The organism is Verrucosispora sp. WMMD703 (assembly GCF_049178935.1).
GTDB classification, from domain to species: Bacteria; Actinomycetota; Actinomycetes; order Mycobacteriales; family Micromonosporaceae; genus Micromonospora; species Micromonospora sediminimaris.
In genome coordinates, this window is record NZ_JBMHMM010000004.1 from 3,257,034 (window position 1) to 3,279,147 (window position 22,114).

Below are 22,114 nucleotides of genomic sequence, written 5' to 3' on the forward strand. Positions count from 1 at the left end.
GGGGTGCTGGGCAGGGTCAACGCCGCCGTTCAGGCACCCCGGGGCCGAGCGTCCGACCCGGTGTTCAGTGCGGGGAGAGGGAGGCCGACATCACGCGCTCAGCATGCTCCGGGTCTGAGCGAGTCCACCGACCAGTTCCCGTAGCGCCGCGACGATCGCCGCTTCGAGTTCCGGGCGCAGGCGACTGACCGGCACCGAGACGCTCACCGCGTCGACCGCCGGACTCGCCAACGGCACGGCCATCGCGAAGCAGCGGATGCCCTCCGCGTTTTCCTCCCGGTCGACGGCGTGCCCGGTGGTCCGCACCGTCGCCAGGGCGGCGTGCAGGGCCTCGCGCTCGGTGACCGTGTGCGGCGTGAGGCGGGCCAGCGGCCAGTTCAGCATCCGGTCGACATCGGTGTCCGGAAGCTCGGCCAGCAGCGCCTTGCCCAGCGCGGTGGCGTGTGCCGGCAGCCGGCGGCCGATTGCGCTGTAGAGCCGCAGGCGGTGCACCGACTCCCGTTTCGCGAGATAGACGACCTGGTCGTCGTCGAGTCGACCGAGGTGCACGGCTTCACCGAAGCGACGGGACAACTCGTCAAGCACGCCGGACAGCAGGCCCACCCGGTCGTCGCCGTCCAGGTAGGCGGCACCGACCCGCAGCGCGCGCAGGCCGAGCCGGAAGCGGGTGCCGCTCTCGTCGGTCTGCACCCAGCCTCGGCCGACCAGGGTGCGCAGCAGGCCGTGCAGGCTGCTCTTCGGGATGGCGAGGGCGCGGGCCAGGTCGCCCAGCGCCCAGGTCTGCGGCTGATCGGCGAGCAGTTCGAGCAGGTCGAGGGTACGTCCAGCCGACTTCACGGGCTGGAAATCCTCGGGCGCGGTGGGCACAAGGCCAGACTAGCGAAGGGCGTACGCCTCCAGTATGGTCACGTACGTGACCAACGTTCATGGTTCTGAACAGTTGCCTGTCGGTCGGGTGCTGCCGGTGGTGGTGCTCGACGACGCGCGGCACGCCGATCCACTCGGTGACGCACTGGTCAAGGGTGGTCTGACCGCGGTCGAGGTGACCCTGCGTACCGCGGCCGGGCTGGATGCCATCGCGGCGCTTGCCGCCCGTGGTGACCTGACCGTCGGGGCCGGGACGGTGCTCACCGTCGAGCAGGCCGAGCGGGCGATCGGGGCCGGTGCCCGGTTCGTGGTGACCCCCGGCTTCGCGCCGGCCGTGGTCCGTGCCTGCCAGCAGGCCGGCGTGCCGGTGGTGCCCGGGGCGGCCACCGCCACCGAGATCCAGATGGCCCTCGACGCCGGTCTGAACGTGGTCAAGTTCTTCCCCGCCCAGCAGCTCGGCGGGGCAGCCATGATCAAGGCCCTGGCGGCGCCGTTCCGCGACGTCAGGTTCATTCCCACCGGCGGGATCACCGCTGCGGTGATCGCCGACTACCTGGCCCTGCCGGCGGTCCTGGCGGTCGGCGCGAGCTGGATGGTCTCGGCCGACCTGATCGCCGGCGAGCAGTGGGACGAGATCACCGCCCGCACCCGCGAGGCGCTGGCCGCCGCAGGAGGTGCGGTGTGAGCGCGGTGGACCCTCGGCCGAAGACCGACTGCCACTACGACCTGGTCTCGCTCGGCGAGGTCATGCTGCGGCTCGACCCCGGTGAGGGTCGGGTCCGCACCGCCCGGCAGTTCCGGGTCTGGGAGGGCGGCGGCGAATACAACGTCGCCCGGGGGCTGCGCCGCTGCTTCGGCCTGCGGACCGCTGTCGTCACCGCGTTCGCCCGCAACGAGGTCGGCCTGCTGCTGGAAGACCTGATCCTCCAGGGCGGCGTCGACACCAGCCTGATCACCTGGCTGCCGTACGACGGGATCGGCCGCGCCGTCCGCAACGGACTGAACTTCACCGAGCGCGGTTTCGGGGTACGCGGCGCGGTCGGCACCTCCGACCGGGGCCACTCCGCCGCCAGCCAGCTCAAGCCGGACGACGTCGACTGGGACCACCTCTTCGGCACGCTCGGGGTGCGGTGGCTGCACACCGGCGGCATCTACGCCGCCCTGTCGGAGACGGCCGCGCAGACAGCCGAGGCCGCGATGACCGCCGCCCGTCGGCACGGCACCCTCGTCTCGTACGACCTGAACTACCGCCCCAGCCTCTGGAAGGCCGTAGGTGGTCAGGAGCGTGCGCGGGAGGTGAACACCCGGCTCGCCGGTCTGGTGGACGTGATGATCGGCAACGAGGAGGACTTCACCGCCTGCCTGGGCTTCCCGGTACCCGACACCGACATCCACAGCGGTGCGCTGGACGCCGGCAACTTCAAGGCGATGATCGAGGCGGTCGTCCGGGCGTACCCCAACTTCAAGGTGGTGGCGACCACCCTGCGCGGGGTACGCAGCGCGACCGTGAACGACTGGGGTGCCGTGGCCTGGGCCGGCGGCGCGTTCGCCGAGGCCACCCACCGACCCGGCCTGGAGATCCTCGACCGGGTCGGCGGCGGCGACAGCTTCGCCTCCGGGCTGATCTACGGCCTGCTCGAACGCGACGGCGACCTGGCTCTCGCGGTGGAGTACGGCGCCGCGCACGGCGCGCTGGCGATGACCACTCCGGGCGACACGTCCATGGCCAGCCTGGCCGAGGTGGAAGCGCTGGTGCGCGGGGCCGGCGCCCGCGTGCAACGCTGACCGCGGCCCCGGACCGGTCAGCTCAGGGAAGCAGGTCGGTCCGGGCGGCACCGGTCACCGGGTCGAACGGGTAGGACAGGTGCTGGTGCACCAGTTGCCAGCCGCCGTCGCGTCGGGCGAACACTCGGGTACCGCGCGACCAGCTCTCGACGGTCGCATCACCGGAGCGGGCGACCCGTACCCGGTTCAGGCCCCACGACACGGCGAGATCACCGTCGACCATGAGCGTCTGGTCGGGCACCTCCCAGCTCACCGCACCGTCACCCGAGGCGTCGAGGCCGGCCTGGCAGACCTCGCGTACCGCCGGTTCCCCGACGTACCGTAGCGGCGCCTCGTGCTCGTACGACACGACATCGGCGGCGATCGGCTCCATCAGGGCGTCGAGGTCCTTGGCCGCCGTCGCGGCGAACCACCGCTCGTGCAACTCGTACAGTTCCCGCTCGTCGGAGGCGGAGTCCCGGTCGGGTGCCGGGTCGAGGGCGAACGAATGATGCTCGTGGGTGACCACCCAACGGTCGTCGTGGCGGCGTAGGCCCAGGGTGAGGCGCAACCGCCGGTCGGGCGCCTCGGCCAGGTCCGCCGGCGTGCCGCAGCGCAGCAGGGCGTACGCGAATGCCACCTCGTCGCCGGCGGTGACCTCCAGCGACTCGATGTCGAACGACGCACCCTGAGCCTGCCAGCGGACGAACGGAAGCCAGGTCTGCCGGTACGCGTCGAGGCCACGCACTCCCTGCTGCGGCGGCGGCACGTCGAACATCACGATGTCCTCGGCGTGGTCGGCGAGGACCGTGCCTAGGTCCCCCCGGTGTACCGCCCTGGCCCAGCGTTCGATCAGTTCGCGAATCTGTTCCTCGTGGCTCATGCTCGGCTCGGTCCTTCCGGGTCGATCGGGTCCGTCACCCCTACAACCCCGGGCGGCACGCGAACTCACCGCGAGGTGGCCAGGTCGTCCTCGGAAAGTCGGGCGGGCAGGCCGAACTCCGGGAACGGTGCGTCGAGGAAGGAGACCACCTCGCTGACCCGGCTGCCATCCAGCGTCAGCAGATCCAGACCAGCCGGCCGGTAGCCTGCCTGGGCGTCGTCCCAGAGGTACGTGCCGAGGGCCAGCTGTCCGTTCGCCGAGGCCGGCAGGAACCGCCAGCGGTGTGACAGCACCGCCTCGGCGAGGAAGCCGCGGATCGCGCTGCGACCCTGGTACCAGACCCGTTGCGGCGGCATCGAGTAGCGTGCGTCCTCGGTCAATATCGCCACCAGGGTCTCGACGTCACCGGTCTCCCAGGCTGCCGCGTACCGCCGGGCGAGATCGCGCCGCGCGGGGTCGCCGAGCGCGCCGAGGGCTCGTTGCTGGGTCCGGTCCGGCAGTAGGCCGGCGAGCACCGCACGGGCCCGCCGCAACGCACTGTTGACCGCCACGACCGTGGTGTCCAGCAGGTCGGCGACCTCGCGGGCCGGATAACCGAGCACGTCACGCAGCAGCAGGACCGCGCGTTGCCGGGCTGACAGGTGTTGCAGCGCGGTGACGAACGCCAGCTCGACGCTCTCCCGGGCGATCACCCGAGCTGCCGGGCCCAGGTGGTCGGCCCAGGCCATCAGCCGATCCGGGTACGGCTCCAACCAGGCGACCTCGCTCGTCGGCCTGGTGTCGGCGCGTAGGTCGGTGGGCAGCTCCCGCCGGTGTCGCCGCCCGATCAGGGTCAACGCCCGGTTCGTCGCGATCCGGTACAGCCAGGGCCGGATCCCGGCATGGTCGTCGAGGCGATCCAGACCGCGCCAGGCCCGATCGAGCGTGTCCTGTACCGCGTCCTCCGCGTCGTGCAACGAGCCCAGCATCCGGTAGCAGTGCGCCCGCAACTCGTCGCGCAGCGACCCGACCAGAAGGCCGAACGCCGCACCGTCGCCGGCGCGTGCCGCCGACAGCAGCTCCGCCTCCGACCCTTCCGTCCGGCGCGGTCGCTGCCCGGACGTCCGATCAGGCTCCACACCGGCACGGTACGCCGCCGGACCTTGATGCGCCGGTCACCTCCACCTGCCGGGCCGGGACCGGGACGGTTCGACCGTGGGAGGATGCGCCCTATGGTGATCGCTGCTGACCAGAGGCGACCGGTGGACCGGTTCGTCGGACGGGTTGTCAGCACCTCGGATCGTCCCAGCCGGCGCGAGCAAAGGTCGGGCGGCCGATCGTGCGCCCGTTGACCCGACGGCCCGCCTGGCAGCGACGTGGTGACCGGTTTCGACATCCGGCGCAGATGATCGCCGTGGGCTTCGCCGGAGCGATCATGGTGGGCACCGGTCTGCTGTCCCTGCCCGCGGCGACGCGATCGGGAAATCGCACAGAACTGGTGGACGCACTCTTCACCGCCACCTCGGCGGTGTGCGTCACCGGCCTGGTCACCGTCGACACCGGCAGCTACTGGTCCACCTTCGGGCAGGTGGTCATCCTGCTGCTCATCCAGATCGGTGGCCTCGGAATCATGACCCTGGCCACGCTGTTCACCGTGCTGCTGTCGCGTCGGCTCGGGCTACGTGCCCGCTTCCTCGCGCAGGCCGAAACCAAGAGTCTCAACCTGGGCGACGTACGCGGCGTGGTGCGTCGTATCGTCGTGTTCAGCCTCGTCAGCGAGGCAGTCGTAGCCACGCTGCTCACCATCCGGTTCGCCACCGCGTACCAGCGCCCGTTCGGTACGGCGCTCTACGAGGGCGTCTTCCATGCGATCTCCGCGTTCAACAACGCCGGCTTCTCCACGTACGCGGACAGCCTGATGGGTTACGTGACCGACCCCTGGATCACCCTGACCATCACGGCGGCCGTCATCCTCGGTGGGCTGGGATTTCCGGTCGTGTTCGAACTGGTCCGCACCTGGCGTCGCCCGGCGTACTGGTCGGTGACGACCCGGATAACCGTCGCGCTCACCGTCGCGCTGCTGGCACTCGGCACCGCGGTGTTCACCCTCGCCGAGTATGCGAATCCGGGGACGTTCGGCCCGTTGAACGGGCCACAGAAACTGCTGGCCGGGTTCTTCGCCTCCGCGATGACACGTACCGCCGGTTTCAACAGCGTCGACATCGGTGCGATGCGTCCGGAGAGCCTGCTCGCCAGCGACGTGCTGATGTTCATCGGCGGTGGCAGCGCGGGGACGGCCGGCGGCATCAAGGTCACCACCTTCGGGCTGCTCGCCTTCGTGCTGTGGTCCGAGATGCGGGGCGAGACTCAGGTGAACGTGGGCCACCGCCGGATTCCTGCCAGCAACCAGCGTCAGGCTCTCGCGATCGTTCTGCTCAGCGCGGGCACGGTGGCCGTGGCCACTTTCATCCTGCTGGCCATCACCCCGTACCGGCTCGACGCGGTCCTGTTCGAGGTGGTGTCGGCGTTCGGCACCGTCGGCCTGTCCACCGGCATCACCGCTGACCTGCCGCCGCAGGCCGACGTGCTGCTCGTACTGCTGATGTTCGCCGGCCGGATCGGACCGCTCACGTTGGCCTCCGCGCTGGCGCTGCGGGACCGTAATCGGCGTTTCGAACTACCCGAGGAGAGGACGATCGTTGGCTGACATCCGTAACGAGCCGGTCGTCGTGATCGGTCTGGGCCGCTTCGGCAGCGCTCTGGCTCTCGAACTGGCCAAGCGGGGTACCGAGGTGCTCGGCATCGACAGCCAGCCGAAGACCGTGCAGAGCCTCGTCGGGCAACTTCCGCACGTGATCACCGCGGACTCGACCGACATCGAGGCGTTGCGGCAACTCGGTGTCGGCGACTTCCACCGGGCGGTCGTGGCGATCGGCACCGACATCCAGGCCAGCATCCTGACGACCAGCCTGCTCTCGGAGCTAGGCATCCCCGACATCTGGGCCAAGGCCGTGAGCGGGCAGCACCGCAACATCCTGACTCGCGTCGGCGCCCACCACGTCATCGCACCCGAGCACGACATGGGTGAACGCACCGCCCATCTGCTCACCGGCCGCATTCTCGACTACGTCGAGGTGGACGCGGACTTTGCGGTCATCAAGACCAAGCCTCCGCACGACGTGGTCGGCATGCCGCTGCGTGAGTCCCGGCTGCGCAGCCGGTGGGGGGTGACAGTGGTGGCGGTGAAGCCTGAGGCGGCCGTGGGCGGGCGACGGCCGGGTTTCACCCACGCGACCCCCGACACTGTCCTGAGCTACGGGGACCTGATCCTGGTCGTCGGCCCGGTCGACAACGTCGAGAGATTCGCCGCTGCGGAGTGAGCGGGCTTTACCTTGACGGCGGTCCGGCTGCGTCCACCGACCGGCCTGTCGCGGAGGATTGTCGGAGTTGGCCGCTATCCTCACGCGTCGTGACCGCACAGCTGAACGAGATGCCGCCCGACCTGCTGGAGTTGTTCGTGGACGCCGCTGCGCGTCCCCGGACGTTGTCCGTGCCGCTGCCGCCCGGCCGGACGGTGCGCGGTGACGGGGGTGACGCGGACCGGCCGACGCTGTGGCTGAGTGACGACCCGGCGCCGGCCGGGCTGTGGTCGCGGTTGCACGCGGCGCACGCGCAGTCGGGGCTGTGGCCGTTGCTGCTGGACTGCTACGAGGGTGAGCCGACGCGGCCCTGGGAGGACGGCGAGTTCTGGCCCGAGCGCGGCTCGTCACCGGCCGAACACGATCCGGAGCGGCTGCTCGCCGGCTGGTGGGCCGGCCAGACGGCCCCCTACGACGGTGACGACCAGTTGTCCAACGACCGGCGGGTCGCCGTCACCGCCCCGTACGGGCTGGACTGGCCGGGGCTGGCGCCGCCCGGCGAGCCGTGGACCACGCCGGAGCGGCACGCGGACCACTGGGCCGAGCAGCTGTCGCTGGCCCAACCGGCGATGCGCCTCGGCCTGGTCCCCGCCGAGCGGGGCAGCGACGCCTTGGCCGTCCTCGGCTGGCTGGGCGCGGCCAACCACACGAACGATCCCGGCCGGCTGTCGGCCGTGCTGCGCAGCTGGGAGGACCGGTTCGGGGTCCGGGTGATCGGGGTCGGCTTCGCCGAGCTGTATCTGAGCGTCGCCGCGCCTCCGGAGGAGACCACCGAGGCGTTGCGGGTGGCGGCCGAGCATTTCGCCTTCTGCCCCGACAACGTCTGGCAGGGGCAGCGGCCGTGCACCCTGGCCGCCTACGCCGAACGCATCGTCGACGCGCCGACCTGGGCGTTCTGGTGGGACTGACCCGGGTGGTCCTCAGTGGGCGGGGTCGCCCTCACCGGGCAGGGTGAGCGTCACCAGAAAGGCCGCGTGGTCGGTTGTCCGTTCCATGCTGACCGACCTGGTCGCCTCGATCCGCAGGTCCGCCGTGGCCATGAACTGCTGCACCCCGCCGTCGTGCCGGTGGCGGTAGTCCTCCGGTACGCAGGAGCGCACGTCGGGCGTGCCACCCTGCCGCAGGTTGAGGTCGCCGCTCACCACTGTGGGCCGGTAGCGACCGTCAGCGTGCAACTGCGGGATCGCCGTGCCGACCAGGTGCGCGCACTGGGCGAGGGCCAGCGTCGAGCTGGTGTACGCCAGGTGGGTGGTGCAGGCGAAGAAGAGGGTGCGGGCCTCGACGCAGAGCCAGGCCCGCTGCTCGGGGTCGGCCGGATCCTGTGCCGGGTAGATCCCGGCGTGCACCTCGTGGTCGCCGGCGGGTGCCGCGATGTGCGTAAGCACCCCGACGCCGTACTGCTGCCCGTTGACGCAGCGGTACGGCTCGCCGGTGCGGCCGTTTCGCGCCGGCTGGAAGGCGGCCACCACCGTGCCGTCGTGCACCTCCGTCATCGCCCGTTCCAGGGTGTCCACGTCGCCGGAGCAGATCTCGTTGAGGGTGACGATGTCGGGGGCCTCGGCCCGGATCACCTCGGCGGCCCGGGCCACCGAGCGGCCGGTGTAGCAGCCCGTGGCCATGCCGCTGTTGCACAGGTTCAGCTGGAGCACCCGCAGCGGTGCCGGTGCGACAGGTGCGACGACCGAGCAGCCGGCCAGCAGCACGGCGACCGAGAGCAGGGCGATGGCGGCCACCAGTGGCCGCGGAACTGTCGGACGAGAAACCATGCACCAGCCCTGGGCTCGCGGAGGGGCTGAAAGTGTATCCGTACCGGCGGGCGGTGGGCGGCGGTCCGGGGTCAGGTCCGCAACGGGTACGGGATGAAGGTGCTGCGATTCTCGTCCACGTCCAGTTGTCGGCTGATCGGCGGGGCGGCCCGCTGTGGGCAGGTCATCCGCTCGCAGGTCTTGCAGCCGGGCCCGATCGGGGTCGCGGCCTCTGCCGCGTGCAGGTCCATTCCGGTGGAGTAGACCAGCCGGCTGGCGTGCCGCACCTCGCAGCCCAGCCCGATTGCGTACACCTTGCCGGGTTGGCCGTAGCCGCCGTGGTGCCGGGTGATGGTGCGGGCGATCCACAGATAACGCTGCCCGTCCGGCATCGCGGCGACCTGGGTCACCACCCGCCCCGGCGCGCCGAACGCCTCGTAGACCGTCCACAGCGGACAGGTGCCGCCGGTACGCGAGAACGGGAAACCGGTGGCCGACTGGCGTTTCGACATGTTGCCGGCCCGGTCGACCCGGACGAAGGAGAACGGCACGCCACGCGCCCGGGGCCGCTGCAAGGTGCTGAGCCGGTGGCAGACCGTCTCCCAGCCCATCGCGTAGTGCTGGGTGAGCAGGTCGATGTCGTACCGGCGCTGCTCGGCGGCGGCCAGGAAGTGTTCGTACGGCAGGATCAGCGCCGCCGCGAAGTAGTTGGCCAGGCCGACCCGGGTGAGGATCTGGGTCTGCACGTCGTCGAACTCCTCCGACTCGACGATCTCGTCGATCACGTCGGCGAACTCCAGCAGCGCGATCTGCGCCGCCATCCGCATCGCCTCCTGCCCGGCGCGCAGTGACGTCGACAGGTGCAGGGTGCGGGTCTGCGGGCGGTACCGGTGCAGCTCACCGCCGAGTGCGGCGGCGTCCTCGCGGGTGACGTGTACGCCGTGCCGCTGCGCCAGCCGGTCGCGGAGCAGGGCGCGGACCTCGCCGCGACGCAGCGCCATCCGCCCGGCCAGCCGCTCGGCCTCCTCGTCGAGATCCGGTACGTAGTTCTGCCGCCGGTAGAAGAACTCGGTGACCTGGTCGTGCGGGCTGCGACCGATCCGCTCGCGGTCGCCGACCAGCTCGGCGAGCTGCTCGTCGGCTTGCTGGTAGCGACGGTGCAGCTCGATGACCGCCGCGGCGACCTCCGGCAGCCGGTTGGCCAGTTCGGTGAGTTCGGTCAGCCCGGCGCGGCCGGGCAGGGCCTCGCGCAGCCCGGCGACCAGCCGCGGGGTGTCGTGCGCGGCGAACACGGTCGGGTCGACGCCGAACAGTTCGGTGATGCGCAACAGCACCGGGACGGTCAGCGGCCGGCTGTCGTGTTCGATCTGGTTGAGATAGCTGGGGGAGATGCTGAGGTGTCGGGCCAGCTCCGTCTGACTCAGCCCACGCTCCTCGCGCATCCGGCGTAGCCGGGCCCCGGCGAAGGTCCTGGCGACGGCCCTCACCTCCCTGGTCCGGCAGTCTGATCCGGCCACATTAGCACTGCTGCGAATAGGCGCTTTCACAACTTCGCAGAATCGCCCGTCGACTTTTCAATAATTGGCTTTTTCCGTCCCTCGACCACCTCCGGCGTGCCGTGTGACCGTGGGCAACACACCCGGCGACCCGGCGTCTCGCGCAGCGTCACCAGGTGACGACGGAATTCGAAGGGAATGAGCAACGATGGTTACCGCGGTCGAGCAGTTGCAGCACGAATGGGACACCAACCCCCGCTGGCGGGGTGTGCGACGCAGCTATCGCGCTGAGGACGTGGTGCGGTTGCGTGGCGCGATCCAGGAGGAGCACACCCTGGCCCGACACGGCGCGAACCGGCTGTGGCGGTTGCTGAACAGCGAGGACTACATCCACGCCCTCGGTGCCCTCACCGGCAACCAGGCCGTGCAGATGGTCCGGGCCGGGCTCAAGGCGATCTACCTCTCCGGCTGGCAGGTTGCCGCCGACGCGAACCTGGCCGGGCACACCTACCCCGACCAGAGCCTGTATCCGGCCAACTCGGTGCCTGCGGTGGTGCGCCGGCTAAACAACGCCCTGCTCCGCGCCGCCCAGATCACCACCGCCGAGGGCGACAACTCCGGCATCGACTGGCTGGCACCGATCGTCGCCGACGCCGAGGCCGGCTTCGGCGGAGTGCTCAACGCGTACGAGCTGATGAACGCGATGATCGCGGCCGGCGCAGCCGGCGTGCACTGGGAGGACCAGCTCGCCAGCGAGAAGAAGTGCGGTCACCTCGGCGGGAAGGTGCTCATCCCCACCGGCCAGCACATCCGCACCCTGGAAGCGGCGCGGTTGGCCGCCGACGTGGCGGGCGTGCCATCGGTCGTCATCGCCCGCACCGACGCCCAGGCCGCCACGCTGCTCACCACCGACGTCGACGAGCGGGACCAGCCGTTCGTCACCGGCGAGCGCACCGCGGAGGGCTTCTACCGGGTCCGCAACGGCGTCGAGCCGTGCATCGCCCGTGGCCTGGCGTACGCGCCGCACGCCGACCTGCTCTGGATGGAGACCAGCACGCCGGACCTGGAGGTCGCTCGGCGTTTCGCCGAGGCGATCAAGGAGGAGTACCCGGACCAGCTGCTCGCCTACAACTGCTCGCCGTCGTTCAACTGGCGCAAGCACCTCGACGACGCGACCATCGCCAAGTTCCAGCGGGAACTCGGTCACATGGGATACAAGTTCCAGTTCATCACCCTGGCCGGCTTCCATGCCCTCAACTACTCGATGTTCGACCTGGCCCGGGGCTACGCGGCCGACGGCATGTCGGCGTACGTTTCGCTCCAGGAGCGGGAGTTCGCGGCCGAGCCGGCCGGCTACACCGCGGTCAAGCACCAGCGCGAGGTGGGTACCGGTTACTTCGACCTGATCAGCACGGTGCTCAACCCGGCCGCCGAGACCACCGCGCTGCGTGGCTCCACGGAGGAGGAGCAGTTCGCATGAGATACGAGATCATCGGCCCGATGGCCGAACGCTTCGACGAGGTCCTCACCGGCGAGGCGCTGGACTTCCTGGTCGCGCTGGACAGCGAGTTCGCCGCCCGCCGGGTGGCCCTGCTGGACACCCGCCGGGCCCGTCGCGACCGCTACGCCACCGGTCAGCTGCCCGACTTCCTGCCGGAGACCGCCGCTGTCCGCGACGATCCGACCTGGCAGGTGGCGTCGCCCGCGCCCGGTCTGGAGGATCGGCGAGTCGAGATCACCGGGCCGCCGGACCGGAAGATGACCATCAACGCGTTGAACTCCGGCGCCAAGGTGTGGCTCGCCGACTTCGAGGACGCCACCGCGCCGACCTGGCACAACGTCATCGGCGGTCAGCTCAACCTGATCGACGCGCTGGACCGCCGGATCGACTTCACCGACGCGCGTGGCAAGCGGTACGCGCTCGGCGACGAGTTGGCCACGATCGTGGTCCGGCCGCGCGGCTGGCACCTGGTGGAGAAGGGGATCGTGGTTGACGGGCGGCCGATCTCGGCCAGCCTGGTCGACTTCGGGCTGTACCTGTTCCACTGCGCCCGGCGGCAGCTCGACGCCGGGAAGGGCCCGTACTTCTACCTGCCGAAGTTGGAGAGCCACCGCGAGGCGCGGCTGTGGAACGACATCTTCGTCTTCGCCCAGCGCTACCTCGGGCTGCCGCAGGGCACCATCCGGGCCACCACGCTGATCGAGACGATCACCGCCGCGTTCGAGATGGAGGAGATCCTCTACGAGCTGCGCGAGCACTCGGCGGGTCTGAACGCCGGCCGGTGGGACTACATCTTCAGCATCATCAAGAACTTCGGCCAGTGGCCGGACTTCATCCTGCCGGACCGCGCCGCGGTGACGATGACCGTGCCGTTCATGCGCGCGTACACCGAACTGCTGGTGCGCACCTGCCACCGGCGTGGCGCGCACGCGATCGGCGGGATGGCCGCCTTCGTCCCGGCCCGCGACCCGCAGGTCAACGAGGACGCGTTGCGCAAGGTGCGGGCGGACAAGCAGCGCGAGGCCGGCGACGGCTTCGACGGGTCCTGGGTGGCCCACCCCGGGCTGGTGGCGACCTGCCGGGAGGTCTTCGACGGGGTGCTGGGCGAGCGCCCGAACCAGCTGGACCGGCGCCGCGACGAGGTGACGGTCACCGCCGCCGAGCTGCTCTCGGTGGACAAGACCCCGGGACAGGTCACCGAGGCGGGGGTACGGGCCAACGTGGCGGTGGCGCTGCGCTACATCGACGCCTGGCTCGGCGGCACGGGCGCGGTGGCGCTGTGGAACCTGATGGAGGACGCGGCCACCGCCGAGATCGCCCGCTGCCAGCTGTGGCAGTGGCTGCACCACGGCACCCCGCTGGCCGGCGGGGGATCGGTGACCGAGGAACTGGTCCGCTCGATGCTCGCCGAGGAGCTGGCCACGGTGACCGAGGGGCGCGAGGGCGTCGAGCGGGAACGCGCCGAGCAGGCCGCGCGGATCGTCGAGGAGACCGCCCTCGCCGAGGACCTGCCGTCGTTCTTCACCACCAGCGCGTACGCCCGGCACCTGCGGCCCACCCGGGAGCCGGCCCTGGCAGCTGCCTAGGCCCTGTGTCGCGGTCCCTGGCCGGCTTCGGCTGGACCAGGGACCGCGACGGGCACCCGGAGGCACCGGCCGCGCGGCCGTTCACCATCCGTATCCGCCTCCCCGCCCGCCCACCTACCTCCCACCCCGCCTGCTTTGCTCTGCTTCAACCCACGCAACGGTTACACGAAGTGACTGATCGCCGAGCCGGTCGACTACGGCCGCTGGAGTTTGCCCAGCTCAGTCGCTGCTGCGTTGGTTGAAGCAGAGCAAAGTGCGGAAAGGGGTAAGTGGCCGGGCGGGTGTGGCTGTCACGCCAAGTGACTGTTCACTATCGAGTCTGCTGTTGCTGAGGGTGAGGTGTCAGCCGTCGATCCGGGTGATGTTGCGGATCTTGTTGGATGCGTCCAGGGCGGCCACCTTGTACGCCTCGGCCAGCGTCGGGTAGTTGAACACCGTGTCGACCAGGTACTCCACCGTGCCGCCGCAGCCCATCACCGTCTGCCCGATGTGGACGATCTCGGTGGCGCCGGTGCCGAAGACGTGCACGCCGAGCAGTCGACCGTCCTCCGGCGAGACGAGCAGCTTCAACATGCCGTACGAGTCACCCACGATCTGGCCGCGCGCCAGTTCGCGGTAGCGGGCGATGCCCACCTCGAACGGAGTCGCGCTGTCGGTCAGCTCCTCCTCGGTCTTTCCGATGAAGCTGATCTCCGGGATGGTGTAGATGCCGATCGGCTGCAACTCGTGCATCGGGCGGTCCGGCTCGCCGCAGGCGTGCTGCGCGGCCAACCGTCCCTGCTCCATCGACGTCGAGGCCAACGCCGGGAAGCCGATCACGTCGCCGACGGCGTAGATGTTCTCCACCGCGGTGCGGTAGTTCGCGTCGACCTCGATACGACCGCGCCGGTCCGCGGTCAACCCGGCCGCGGCCAGGTCCAGCCCGTCGGTCTGGCCCTGCCGGCCGGCCGAGTACATGACGGTGTCCGCGACGATCTTCTTGCCGCTCTTGAGGACACACAACGCGGCGGTCTGGTGCTTCTCGACCGAGGCCACCTCCTCGCCGAAGCGGAATGTCACGGACAGGTCCCGCAGGTGATACTTCAGCGACTCGACGACCTCCTCGTCGCAGAAGTCCAGCATCCGCTCCCGGCGTTCGACCACGGTGACCTTCGTGCCGAGCGCGGCGAACATCGAGGCGTACTCCATGCCGATCACGCCCGCGCCGACCACGACCATGCTGCGGGGTACGGCCTGGAGGTTGATGACACCGTCGGAGTCCACGATGGTCCGGTCGTCGAAGTCGACGCTGTCGGGCCGGGCCGGCCGGGTGCCGGCGGCGATGATGGCCTTGTCGAAGGTGACCTTGGATTCGCGTCCGGAGTCGCCGTCCACCCAGACCGAATGGGCGTCGGCGAACCGCCCGGTGCCGGTGATGATCGCGACCCGGTTGCGGGCCAACTGGTTGCGGATGACATCGGTCTGCCGGTTGATGACGTGCTGGGTCCGGGCGGCCAGATCGCTTACCGTGATCTCGTCCTTGACCCGGTAGCTGCTGCCGTAGAGGTCTCGCTGGCTGAGGCCGGTCAGGTAGAGCACGGCCTCGCGCAGGGTCTTGGAGGGCACGGTGCCGGTGTTGATGCACACCCCGCCGAGCATGTCGCGCCGCTCCACCAGGCCGACCCGCCGGCCAAGCTTCGCGGCGGCGATGGCGGCCTTCTGACCGCTGGGTCCGGAGCCCAGCACCAACAGGTCGTAGTCATACACGATCACCAGCGTCGCAAGATGTCGCGCCCGGCGCCAGACCTGTCGCGTACGCGGCAGGTGACGTTAACCAGGTTGGAACAAACGCGACGGGCCGCCGGCACGACGCGAGCCGGCCCGGCAGCGCGGTGCCTCAGGGGTGGGAGACGGCGCCGGCCAGCGCGGCCGGTCCCATCCGGAAGTCCGGGTCGATCTGCGTGGTGAGGTCGATTCCGGCGCGCTCGTTGGCCCACGCCTCGGCGTTGCGTCGGTGGAACTCGTGGGCCCACCGGGTGAACGCTGTCCAGTCCTGGGTGGTGCCGTCGACGGCGTCGGCCATCAGGCTCAGCACGGCCCGGTTCGGCTCCTCCAGGTCGTCCAGCGGGCCGACCGTGCCGCGCTCGGCGCGGCGCACGTAGGCTGACCGGCTCATCCAGGTCAGCAGGTCGGCGCCGACGTGCTCGCGGAGGAACTCCACATCGGTGGCGTCCTCGACCTTGTTACCGATCACCGACAGGGCCACCCCGTAGTCGCGGGCGTAGCCGGCGTACTGGCGGTAGACGCTGACGCTGCGCACGGTCGGCTCGCAGACCAGGAAGGTGCGGTCGAAGCGGGTGAACAGCCCTGAGGCGAAGGAGTCGGCGCCGGCGGTCATGTCCACCACCACGTACTCGCCGGGGCCGTCGAGCAGGTGGTTCAGCAGCAGCTCCACCGCGCCGACCTTGGAGTGGTAGCAGGCCACCCCCAGATCCTCGGCACTGAACTCGCCGGTTGCCGCCAGCCGTACGCCACCGACGGTGCCGACGCACTCGGCGTAGATCGGGTTCTCCTCCGCCACCCGGAGCAGCCGCGAGCCCCGCCCCGGTGGGGTGGTCTTCACCATCTGCGCGGCCGAGCCGATGCGCGGGTTGTCGCCGCGCAGGTACTCCTTGATTGCTGGCAGGTGCTCACTCAACGGCCGCATCGTGCCCACGGCGGCCGGGCCACCGAGAGCCACCGCGAGGTGCTGGTTGATGTCAGCGTCGATGGCCAGCACCGGGCGTCCCGCGGCGGTGAGGTGGCGGGCGTGGAGCGCGGCGAGGGTGGTCTTGCCGCTGCCACCCTTCCCGACGAAGGCGATCTTCATCGGCGTCCCTCCACCGAAATGCTAACGGAAATCGTTTCCATGAATCGCATGGTAGCGGGTCGCTTCGCCGTCCGACGCCGAACCCGCCGCCTGACTCGCCGAGGTCGGCGTGAGCGGCTGAGGATCGCCGGCCGGGGCAAGGTCGAGCACGTCGGTGGCCAGCCGACGCATGTTGGCCAGGCCGATCTCGGGCCCGCCGCCGGCCTCCACCATGAACAGCAGATGGCGTACCCCGGGCAACGCGGCGGCCCGGGCGACCGCCTGTCGGCAGCGGTCGGGCGTACCCACCGGATGAATGTCGATCAGATGCTCGACGTAGCCGGCCGGGTCCCGTCGCCCCGCTGGTGCGCCGTCCAGACGGACATACTCCCGGGTGCCGGCCAGCAGTGGGGGAAGCCCGGTGGTGACCGCAAGACGCGCTGCCGCGTCGGTCTCCGCCACCTGGGCGAGATGGGCGCTGGCATGCTCGATGCCGGCGGAATTCTTGCCGTGGGCCTCGGCCGTCCGCGCGTAGCGATCGAGCAACTCCGCCTTCTCGGCGAGGTCGGCGTGCAGGCCGAGCAACAGCGGCAGGCCGTGCCGGGCGGCGAGCTCGACCGTGCCGGTCGATGTCGCCGCGACCCAGACGGGCAGCCGGCCACGCGGTCGCGGCACCACCGGCACGGCACGAAACGGAAAGCGATGGTTCCCGGCCACCGTCGGTTGCCCGGACAGCCACCGGGTCAACAGCTCCAGCGCGTCATGGAACCCGTCCGCGAACCGCTCCGTCCCGGTGCCGAAGACCTCCAGATCCACCCAGGGGCCACCCCGACCGACGCCGAGCCGGAACCGCCCACCGGACAGTTCGTGCAGCAGCGCCGCCTCCTCGCCCAACGCCACCGGGTGTCGGTTGGACAGGATGCACGCGGCGGTGCCCACCTCGATGCGGCGGGTGGCCCCGAGGAGGTGTGCGGCGAAGGTGATCGCCGACGGGCAGACGCCGTAGGAGATGAAGTGGTGCTCGGCGATCCACACCCCAGCGAAGCCGGTCGCCTCGGCCGCGCGACCGTACCGGTGGGCGGTCGCCAGCGCCTCGGCGTGCGAGTCGCCGGGGCGCTGCCCGGCGAGCAGGAACAGGTGCGCACTCGCGCGCCCGCCGGCCCGCCGGGCCCCGCTCGGATCAGCAGTCACGCAGCTCGGGGGACTGGTTGAGCAGCTGGCCCCGCATCGAGATGAACCGGCGGTAGGTGTCGGAGTCGACGGCGGACGGCCGGAACGCCGCGACCCGGTGGCAGTTCTGGAAGGCGAGCTTGATGCCGAAGTGGCGCTCCAGGCTGGACCGGATGGCGTCACTGGCCAACGCCCGCAACAGCTGGCCCCGTTCCGCCTCGCTCGGCGGGGGCACCTCGTTGTCGGCGAACTCGGCGTCGGAGGACGCCAGCTCCGACGCCACCCGACTGACCGTCTGCCAGGCGTACGGCAGCGACTCGCGGACACAGGCCACGAAGTCCTCGTCATCGACGGGGCCGGACTCGGCGGCCCGCAGCAGGCTCGGCGGCACGGTGAGAGACATGCTCCTCCTCAGGTAACGATCACGGTTGTCATTATCGCTACGCTGGGAGCACATCACGTCACTGTCGGCGGTGTCAATGCTCGCCACACCGGCCGATGCCGGCCGGTGCGCAGGTCAGCCGAGGGACCGCAGCCGGGTGGCGAGAACGTCCTGGAAGAAGTCGAGGAAGCCGTCGGGGTCGGGACCGGCGTTCTGCAGCACGATGTGGTCGAAGCCCGCGTCGACGTACGTCCGCACGGCCTGGACGTGCACGTCCGGGTCGGGACCGACGGCGAACTGCTGCCGGATGTCGTCCTCGGTGACGGTACGCGAGGCCGCGTCGAAGTTAACCGGGTTCGGCAGTTCGCTCATCACCTTCCAGCCGGTGACCGCCCAGCGGCTGGTCTCCCAGGCCGCCCGCACGGCCTGCTGCTCGTCGGGCGCCCAGGCCAGTGGCACCTCGGCGTAGCGTGGCCCCTGTCCGCCGAGTCGCTGGTACGTCTGCACGAGGTCGGCTTCGGGCTCGGTGGCGAACAAGCCGTCGCCGAGTTCTGCGGCGATGGTCACGGACGCCTCGCCGCTGGCGGCGACGGCGATGACGGGCAGTTCATCGGGCAGGTCGAACACGCGGGCATCGTCCAGTTGAAGATGCTTCCCCTCGTACGACCGGTAGCCGCCGGACCAGAGCAGTCGGATGATCTCTAGCGCCTCGCGGAGCCGTTCGTGTCGCCCCCGCGCCCCTGGGAAGCCCTGGCCGACGACGTGTTCGTTCAGGCGCTCGCCGGCGCCGACGCCGAGGGTGAACCGGTTGTCGGAGACCAGGGCGAGTGTGGCGGCGGCCTGAGCGATGATCGCCGGGTGGTAGCGCACGCTCGGGCAGGTGACCCCGGTCGCCAGTTCGAGCCGGTCGGTCCGGGCGGCGATCGCCCCGAGCACCGTCCAGGTGAACGACGAGTGACCCTGGCTGTCCAGCCAGGGGTGGAAGTGATCACTCATCTCGACGAAGTCGAACCCCACCTGCTCGGCGCGCACCGCCTGCCGGATGATCTCGTTCGGCCCGAAGCCCTCACTGGACAGCTTGTATCCGATCCGCATCAGATCTCCCGACCATGAATCAGCTCTGTCTCTGCCACCTTTGCACTAGTTCGGGCGGTGCGAGGACGAATTCTGGGAGGCTGCGGCCCGCTGCCTGGGCTCCGAAAGCGTAACCCATAGGTTACGCTTTGGCGGTGGACGACGTGGCCGCCGCGATCGCGGACCCGGTGCGGCGGCGCATCCTCGAACTACTGCGCGAGCGTCAGCTGCCGGCCGGACGGATCGCCGAGGAGTTCGAGATCAGCCGCCCGGCGATCAGCCGACACCTGCGCGTGCTGCGCGACTGCGGTCTGGTCCGCGACACCGTCGTCGGCCGCCAGCGGTTCTACGAACTGGATCCGACCCGGCTCGCCGAGTTGGTCCGGTGGCTGACCCCGTTCACCCGGACCGCGCTCTGGGAACGTCGCTTCGACGCCCTGGAGACCGAGGTCTACCGTGCCCGCCGCGACCGCCGATCCGGCGACTCGCCACCCGCCACACAGGAGCGCACCGCATGACCCGTGTACCGACCGGCCGACTCTTCGGCACCGAAAACGGCATGGACCTGGTCCTCACCCGCACGTTCCCCGCCCCCATCGACGACGTGTGGGCCAGCCTCACCGAGTCGGAACGCACGGCACGATGGTTCGGCCCGTGGGAGGGCGACGCCGGGCCCGGCCGCACCATCCGGGTGCAGATGGCGCTGGAGGAGGAAGCGCCCTGGTCAGATCTGCGGATCGACGCGTGTGAGCCACCCCGACGGCTTGCCGTCTCGATGCGCGACGAGTACGGCCACTGGGTGCTGGAGCTGCTGCTGACCTCCCACGGCGAGCGGACCGAGCTGCGCTTCGTCCACCACCTCGACGACGCCGATGGCATCGGTGAGGTGGGGCCGGGCTGGGAGTACTACCTCGACTGTCTGGTGGCCGCCCGCGACGACACGGCGTTGCCGTCGTTCGACGACTACCACCCGCCGATGAAGGCGTACTACGAGCAACTGCGGCCGGAGTGATCGAAGATACCCACATCCGCGCCATTCGCTCCGTTTTGCTCGGTCTTCCCCGGGTACCGCCCTGGCCATCTGGCTCTCGTGCCCCAGGGAGGTACCTGTCAAGATGAACGCCCGCAACCCCGCCGAGGCGGTAAGGAATGTCGTGGAGGCCGCGGCGGAGAAGGTGACCGACGCCCTCACCCCGCAGGTGCCCGGTGCGCCGGGCAGCGCTCCGCCGACGCTCGACGAGCCGACGACGCCGCACGAGCCGCTGCCACCGAAACCCGAGCAGGGTGCCCCGCAGACCCGTACGCCGACCGGCGCCGAGACCGGCGCGCCGGCCACCGCCAACGGTCAGCAGGGCGCCTTCCTCACCACCGCGCAGGGTGCGCGGCTACGGGACACCGACCACTCTCTCAAGGCCGGCCCGCGCGGGCCCGTCCTGCTCCAGGATCACCACCTGCGGGAGAAGATCACCCATTTCGACCACGAGCGGATCCCCGAGCGGGTGGTGCACGCCCGCGGGGCGGGCGCGCACGGCGAGTTCACCGCGTACGGCACCGCTGAGGCCGTCACCCGGGCGGGCTTTTTGAAGAAGGGGCGGACCACCGAGGTCTTCGTCCGCTTCTCCACGGTGCTCGGTTCCCGGGGCTCGGCCGACACCGTCCGCGACACCCGGGGCTTCGCCACGAAGTTCTACACCGACGAGGGCACCTTCGATCTGGTCGGCAACAACATGCCGGTCTTCTTCATCCAGGACGCCATCAAGTTCCCCGACATCATCCACGCCGGCAAGCCGCACCCGGACCGTGAGATCCCGCAGGCCCAGAGCGCGCACGACACCTTCTGGGACTTCGTCTCGCTGCACACCGAGGCCCAGCACCACACCATGTGGAACATGTCCGACCGGGGCATCCCCCGCTCGTACCGGACCATGGAGGGCTTCGGCGTCCACACCTTCCGGCTGGTCAACGCGGCGGGCGAGACGGTGCTGGCCAAGTTCCACTGGAAGCCGAAGCTGGGCGTGCACTCGCTGGTCTGGGAGGAGGCCCAGCTGCTCGGCGGCATGGACCCGGACTTCCACCGGCGTGACCTCTACGACGCCATCGAGGCCGGCGCGTTCCCCGAGTGGGAACTCGGCCTTCAGGTCTTCCCCGACACGCCGGAGGAGACCTTCGCCGGCATCGACCTGCTCGATCCGACGAAGATCGTGCCGGAGGAACTCGCACCGGTGCAGCCGGTCGGCAAGCTCACGCTGAACCGCACGCCGACGAACTTCTTCGCCGAGACCGAGCAGGTCGCCTTCCACGTGGGGCACCTGCCGCCGGGCATCGACGTCACCAACGACCCGCTGCTCCAGGGACGGCTCTTCTCGTACGTCGACACGCAGTTGACCCGCCTGGGTGGGCCGAACTTCGCGCAGATCCCGATCAACCGGCCGCACGCTGCGGTCAACGACATGCTGCGCGACGGCTTCCACCAGCAGGCCGTCCACGCGGGCGTGGCACCGTATCGGCCGAACTCCCTGGACGGTGGCAACCCGTTCCCGGCCGGCGCGGACGACGACGCGTTCGTCGACGTGCCGGTGCAGGTCGCGCAGGCCCCCAAGGTACGCGCCAACCCGGCCTCGTTCGACGACCACTTCAGCCAGGCCCGCCTGTTCTGGCTGAGCATGTCCCCGGTCGAGCGGGAACACATCATCCGGGCGTACACCTTCGAGCTGGGCAAGTGCTACCACCAGGCGATCAAGGAGCGGCAGCTCCAGTGCCTGGCCAACATCGACCCGGTGCTCTGCGCCCAGGTGGCCACCGGCCTCGGTCTGCCCGCGCCGGAGCCGACAGTGCCGGTGGCCGACGTCGAGCCCAGCCCCGCGCTGTCCCAGGTGGGCCGGCAGTGGCCGGCCGACGGGCGGATGGTGGGCATCGTCGTCGACCCCGACGTCGACCTGGACAGCGTCCGGGCGGTCCGCGAGGCGGTCTTCGCCGCCGACATGGTGCCACTGCTGATCGCGCCGCACGGCGGAACCATCGGCGATCTGCCCGCGCAACGCAGCTTCGCCACCGGCCGCTCGGTCGAACTCGACGCGCTCCTGCTCGCCTCGGCGCCCGCACCGGCCCCGGACGCGATACCGGCCCGCGACGCCAAGGCGGGCGCAGCCGGCTCGACCGCCGTCGACCCCCGGGTCCTGCTGATGGTGGAGGAGTGCTGGCGGCACGCCAAGGCCATCGGCGCGTGGGGCAGCGGCGTCACGGTGCTGGAGCAGGTCGGCGTCACCGGCTCTCCGGGCGTGGTCACCGGCGACTCCGCCAGCGACGTCCTGACCGCCGTCCAGCAGTTGATGGCCGACCACCGCGTCTGGCACCGCTTCCCCACCCCCACCCCCGTCGCCTGACCCACTCCACGCCGTAGGAATCTTGGTCCGTGAGCGCC

20 protein-coding genes are annotated in these 22,114 nt (G+C 70.5%); 10 read left to right on the forward strand and 10 right to left on the reverse strand.

Annotated elements, in window-relative coordinates:
- Positions 1–90: 90 nt before the first annotated feature.
- Entirely contained in the window at positions 91–867 is a 777-nt protein-coding gene (locus ACN26Z_RS15460) for an IclR family transcriptional regulator (RefSeq protein ID WP_421461890.1), read from the reverse strand.
- A 46-nt stretch (positions 868–913) separates the two neighbouring features.
- Between ACN26Z_RS15460 and eda the strand changes: the two genes are divergently transcribed.
- Together eda and ACN26Z_RS15470 are read left to right on the forward strand one after the other, a co-directional pair.
- On the forward strand, positions 914–1,552 hold the full coding sequence (gene eda / locus ACN26Z_RS15465; RefSeq protein ID WP_282238667.1) for a bifunctional 4-hydroxy-2-oxoglutarate aldolase/2-dehydro-3-deoxy-phosphogluconate aldolase: 639 nt from the start codon (positions 914–916) through the stop codon (positions 1,550–1,552).
- Positions 1,549–2,652 (forward strand): sugar kinase, encoded by a 1,104-nt coding sequence (locus ACN26Z_RS15470; RefSeq protein WP_421461891.1) that lies wholly within the window; start codon positions 1,549–1,551, stop codon positions 2,650–2,652. Before eda ends, ACN26Z_RS15470 begins: the two co-directional genes overlap by 4 nt.
- Before the next feature lie 22 nt (positions 2,653–2,674).
- Here ACN26Z_RS15470 and ACN26Z_RS15475 read toward each other — a convergent pair whose 3' ends face one another.
- Both ACN26Z_RS15475 and ACN26Z_RS15480 read right to left on the reverse strand, forming a co-directional pair.
- Entirely contained in the window at positions 2,675–3,514 is an 840-nt protein-coding gene (locus ACN26Z_RS15475; RefSeq protein ID WP_421461892.1) for a YybH family protein, read from the reverse strand.
- A 65-nt stretch (positions 3,515–3,579) separates the two neighbouring features.
- Positions 3,580–4,572 carry a sigma-70 family RNA polymerase sigma factor gene (locus tag ACN26Z_RS15480; RefSeq protein ID WP_421464657.1) on the reverse strand — a complete coding sequence of 331 codons (993 nt, stop codon included), beginning with the start codon at positions 4,570–4,572 and terminating at the stop codon, positions 3,580–3,582.
- Positions 4,573–4,841: 269 nt separating this feature from the next.
- On the opposite strand from ACN26Z_RS15480, the gene ACN26Z_RS15485 reads away from it, so the two are divergent.
- The 3 genes from ACN26Z_RS15485 (at position 4,842) to ACN26Z_RS15495 (ending at position 7,820) form a co-directional block, all read left to right on the forward strand.
- Complete coding sequence (locus tag ACN26Z_RS15485; protein ID WP_421461893.1) at positions 4,842–6,200, forward strand: TrkH family potassium uptake protein; 1,359 nt, start codon at positions 4,842–4,844, stop codon at positions 6,198–6,200.
- The gene (locus tag ACN26Z_RS15490; protein WP_093402154.1) at positions 6,193–6,873 is read left to right on the forward strand and encodes a potassium channel family protein; all 681 of its coding nucleotides are present in this window, start codon (positions 6,193–6,195) and stop codon (positions 6,871–6,873) included. The genes ACN26Z_RS15485 and ACN26Z_RS15490 overlap by 8 nt, the downstream gene beginning before the upstream one ends.
- Before the next feature lie 89 nt (positions 6,874–6,962).
- A complete protein-coding gene (locus ACN26Z_RS15495; protein ID WP_421461895.1) occupies positions 6,963–7,820 on the forward strand; it encodes a DUF4253 domain-containing protein in 858 nt (285 codons plus the stop codon).
- A 12-nt stretch (positions 7,821–7,832) separates the two neighbouring features.
- Here ACN26Z_RS15495 and ACN26Z_RS15500 read toward each other — a convergent pair whose 3' ends face one another.
- Both ACN26Z_RS15500 and ACN26Z_RS15505 read right to left on the reverse strand, forming a co-directional pair.
- Entirely contained in the window at positions 7,833–8,645 is an 813-nt protein-coding gene (locus ACN26Z_RS15500; protein ID WP_421461896.1) for an endonuclease/exonuclease/phosphatase family protein, read from the reverse strand.
- Between the two features lie 104 nt (positions 8,646–8,749).
- Complete coding sequence (locus ACN26Z_RS15505; RefSeq protein WP_093402156.1) at positions 8,750–10,144, reverse strand: short-chain fatty acyl-CoA regulator family protein; 1,395 nt, start codon at positions 10,142–10,144, stop codon at positions 8,750–8,752.
- A 217-nt stretch (positions 10,145–10,361) separates the two neighbouring features.
- On the opposite strand from ACN26Z_RS15505, the gene aceA reads away from it, so the two are divergent.
- Positions 10,362–11,633: an isocitrate lyase gene (gene aceA, locus ACN26Z_RS15510; RefSeq protein ID WP_421461897.1), complete on the forward strand. Its 1,272-nt coding sequence runs from the start codon at positions 10,362–10,364 to the stop codon at positions 11,631–11,633.
- On the forward strand, positions 11,630–13,240 hold the full coding sequence (gene aceB, locus ACN26Z_RS15515) for a malate synthase A (RefSeq protein ID WP_093402158.1): 1,611 nt from the start codon (positions 11,630–11,632) through the stop codon (positions 13,238–13,240). Before aceA ends, aceB begins: the two co-directional genes overlap by 4 nt.
- A 342-nt stretch (positions 13,241–13,582) precedes the next feature.
- Here the strand turns inward: aceB and sthA are convergent, their stop codons facing one another.
- The 5 genes from sthA to ACN26Z_RS15540 all read right to left on the reverse strand — a co-directional run bounded on the left by sthA (position 13,583) and on the right by ACN26Z_RS15540 (position 18,714).
- A complete protein-coding gene (sthA, locus tag ACN26Z_RS15520) occupies positions 13,583–14,986 on the reverse strand; it encodes a Si-specific NAD(P)(+) transhydrogenase (protein ID WP_421461899.1) in 1,404 nt (467 codons plus the stop codon).
- Between the two features lie 130 nt (positions 14,987–15,116).
- Positions 15,117–16,088 carry an ATP-binding protein gene (locus ACN26Z_RS15525; RefSeq protein ID WP_421461900.1) on the reverse strand — a complete coding sequence of 324 codons (972 nt, stop codon included), beginning with the start codon at positions 16,086–16,088 and terminating at the stop codon, positions 15,117–15,119.
- A gap of 21 nt (positions 16,089–16,109) precedes the next feature.
- The gene (locus ACN26Z_RS15530) at positions 16,110–17,258 is read right to left on the reverse strand and encodes an LLM class flavin-dependent oxidoreductase (protein WP_421461901.1); all 1,149 of its coding nucleotides are present in this window, start codon (positions 17,256–17,258) and stop codon (positions 16,110–16,112) included.
- Complete coding sequence (locus ACN26Z_RS15535; RefSeq protein WP_232511073.1) at positions 17,248–17,640, reverse strand: SCO5389 family protein; 393 nt, start codon at positions 17,638–17,640, stop codon at positions 17,248–17,250. Before ACN26Z_RS15535 ends, ACN26Z_RS15530 begins: the two co-directional genes overlap by 11 nt.
- A gap of 114 nt (positions 17,641–17,754) precedes the next feature.
- Complete coding sequence (locus ACN26Z_RS15540) at positions 17,755–18,714, reverse strand: TIGR03557 family F420-dependent LLM class oxidoreductase (RefSeq protein WP_093402161.1); 960 nt, start codon at positions 18,712–18,714, stop codon at positions 17,755–17,757.
- A 134-nt stretch (positions 18,715–18,848) separates the two neighbouring features.
- On the opposite strand from ACN26Z_RS15540, the gene ACN26Z_RS15545 reads away from it, so the two are divergent.
- The 3 genes from ACN26Z_RS15545 to ACN26Z_RS15555 all read left to right on the forward strand — a co-directional run bounded on the left by ACN26Z_RS15545 (position 18,849) and on the right by ACN26Z_RS15555 (position 22,076).
- Complete coding sequence (locus tag ACN26Z_RS15545; protein ID WP_093402162.1) at positions 18,849–19,211, forward strand: metalloregulator ArsR/SmtB family transcription factor; 363 nt, start codon at positions 18,849–18,851, stop codon at positions 19,209–19,211.
- Entirely contained in the window at positions 19,208–19,705 is a 498-nt protein-coding gene (locus ACN26Z_RS15550; RefSeq protein ID WP_421461902.1) for an SRPBCC family protein, read from the forward strand. The genes ACN26Z_RS15545 and ACN26Z_RS15550 overlap by 4 nt, the downstream gene beginning before the upstream one ends.
- Positions 19,706–19,808: 103 nt before the next feature.
- Positions 19,809–22,076, forward strand: a complete 2,268-nt coding sequence (locus ACN26Z_RS15555) for a catalase (RefSeq protein WP_421461904.1) — start codon at positions 19,809–19,811, stop codon at positions 22,074–22,076.
- Positions 22,077–22,114 lie beyond the last annotated feature (38 nt).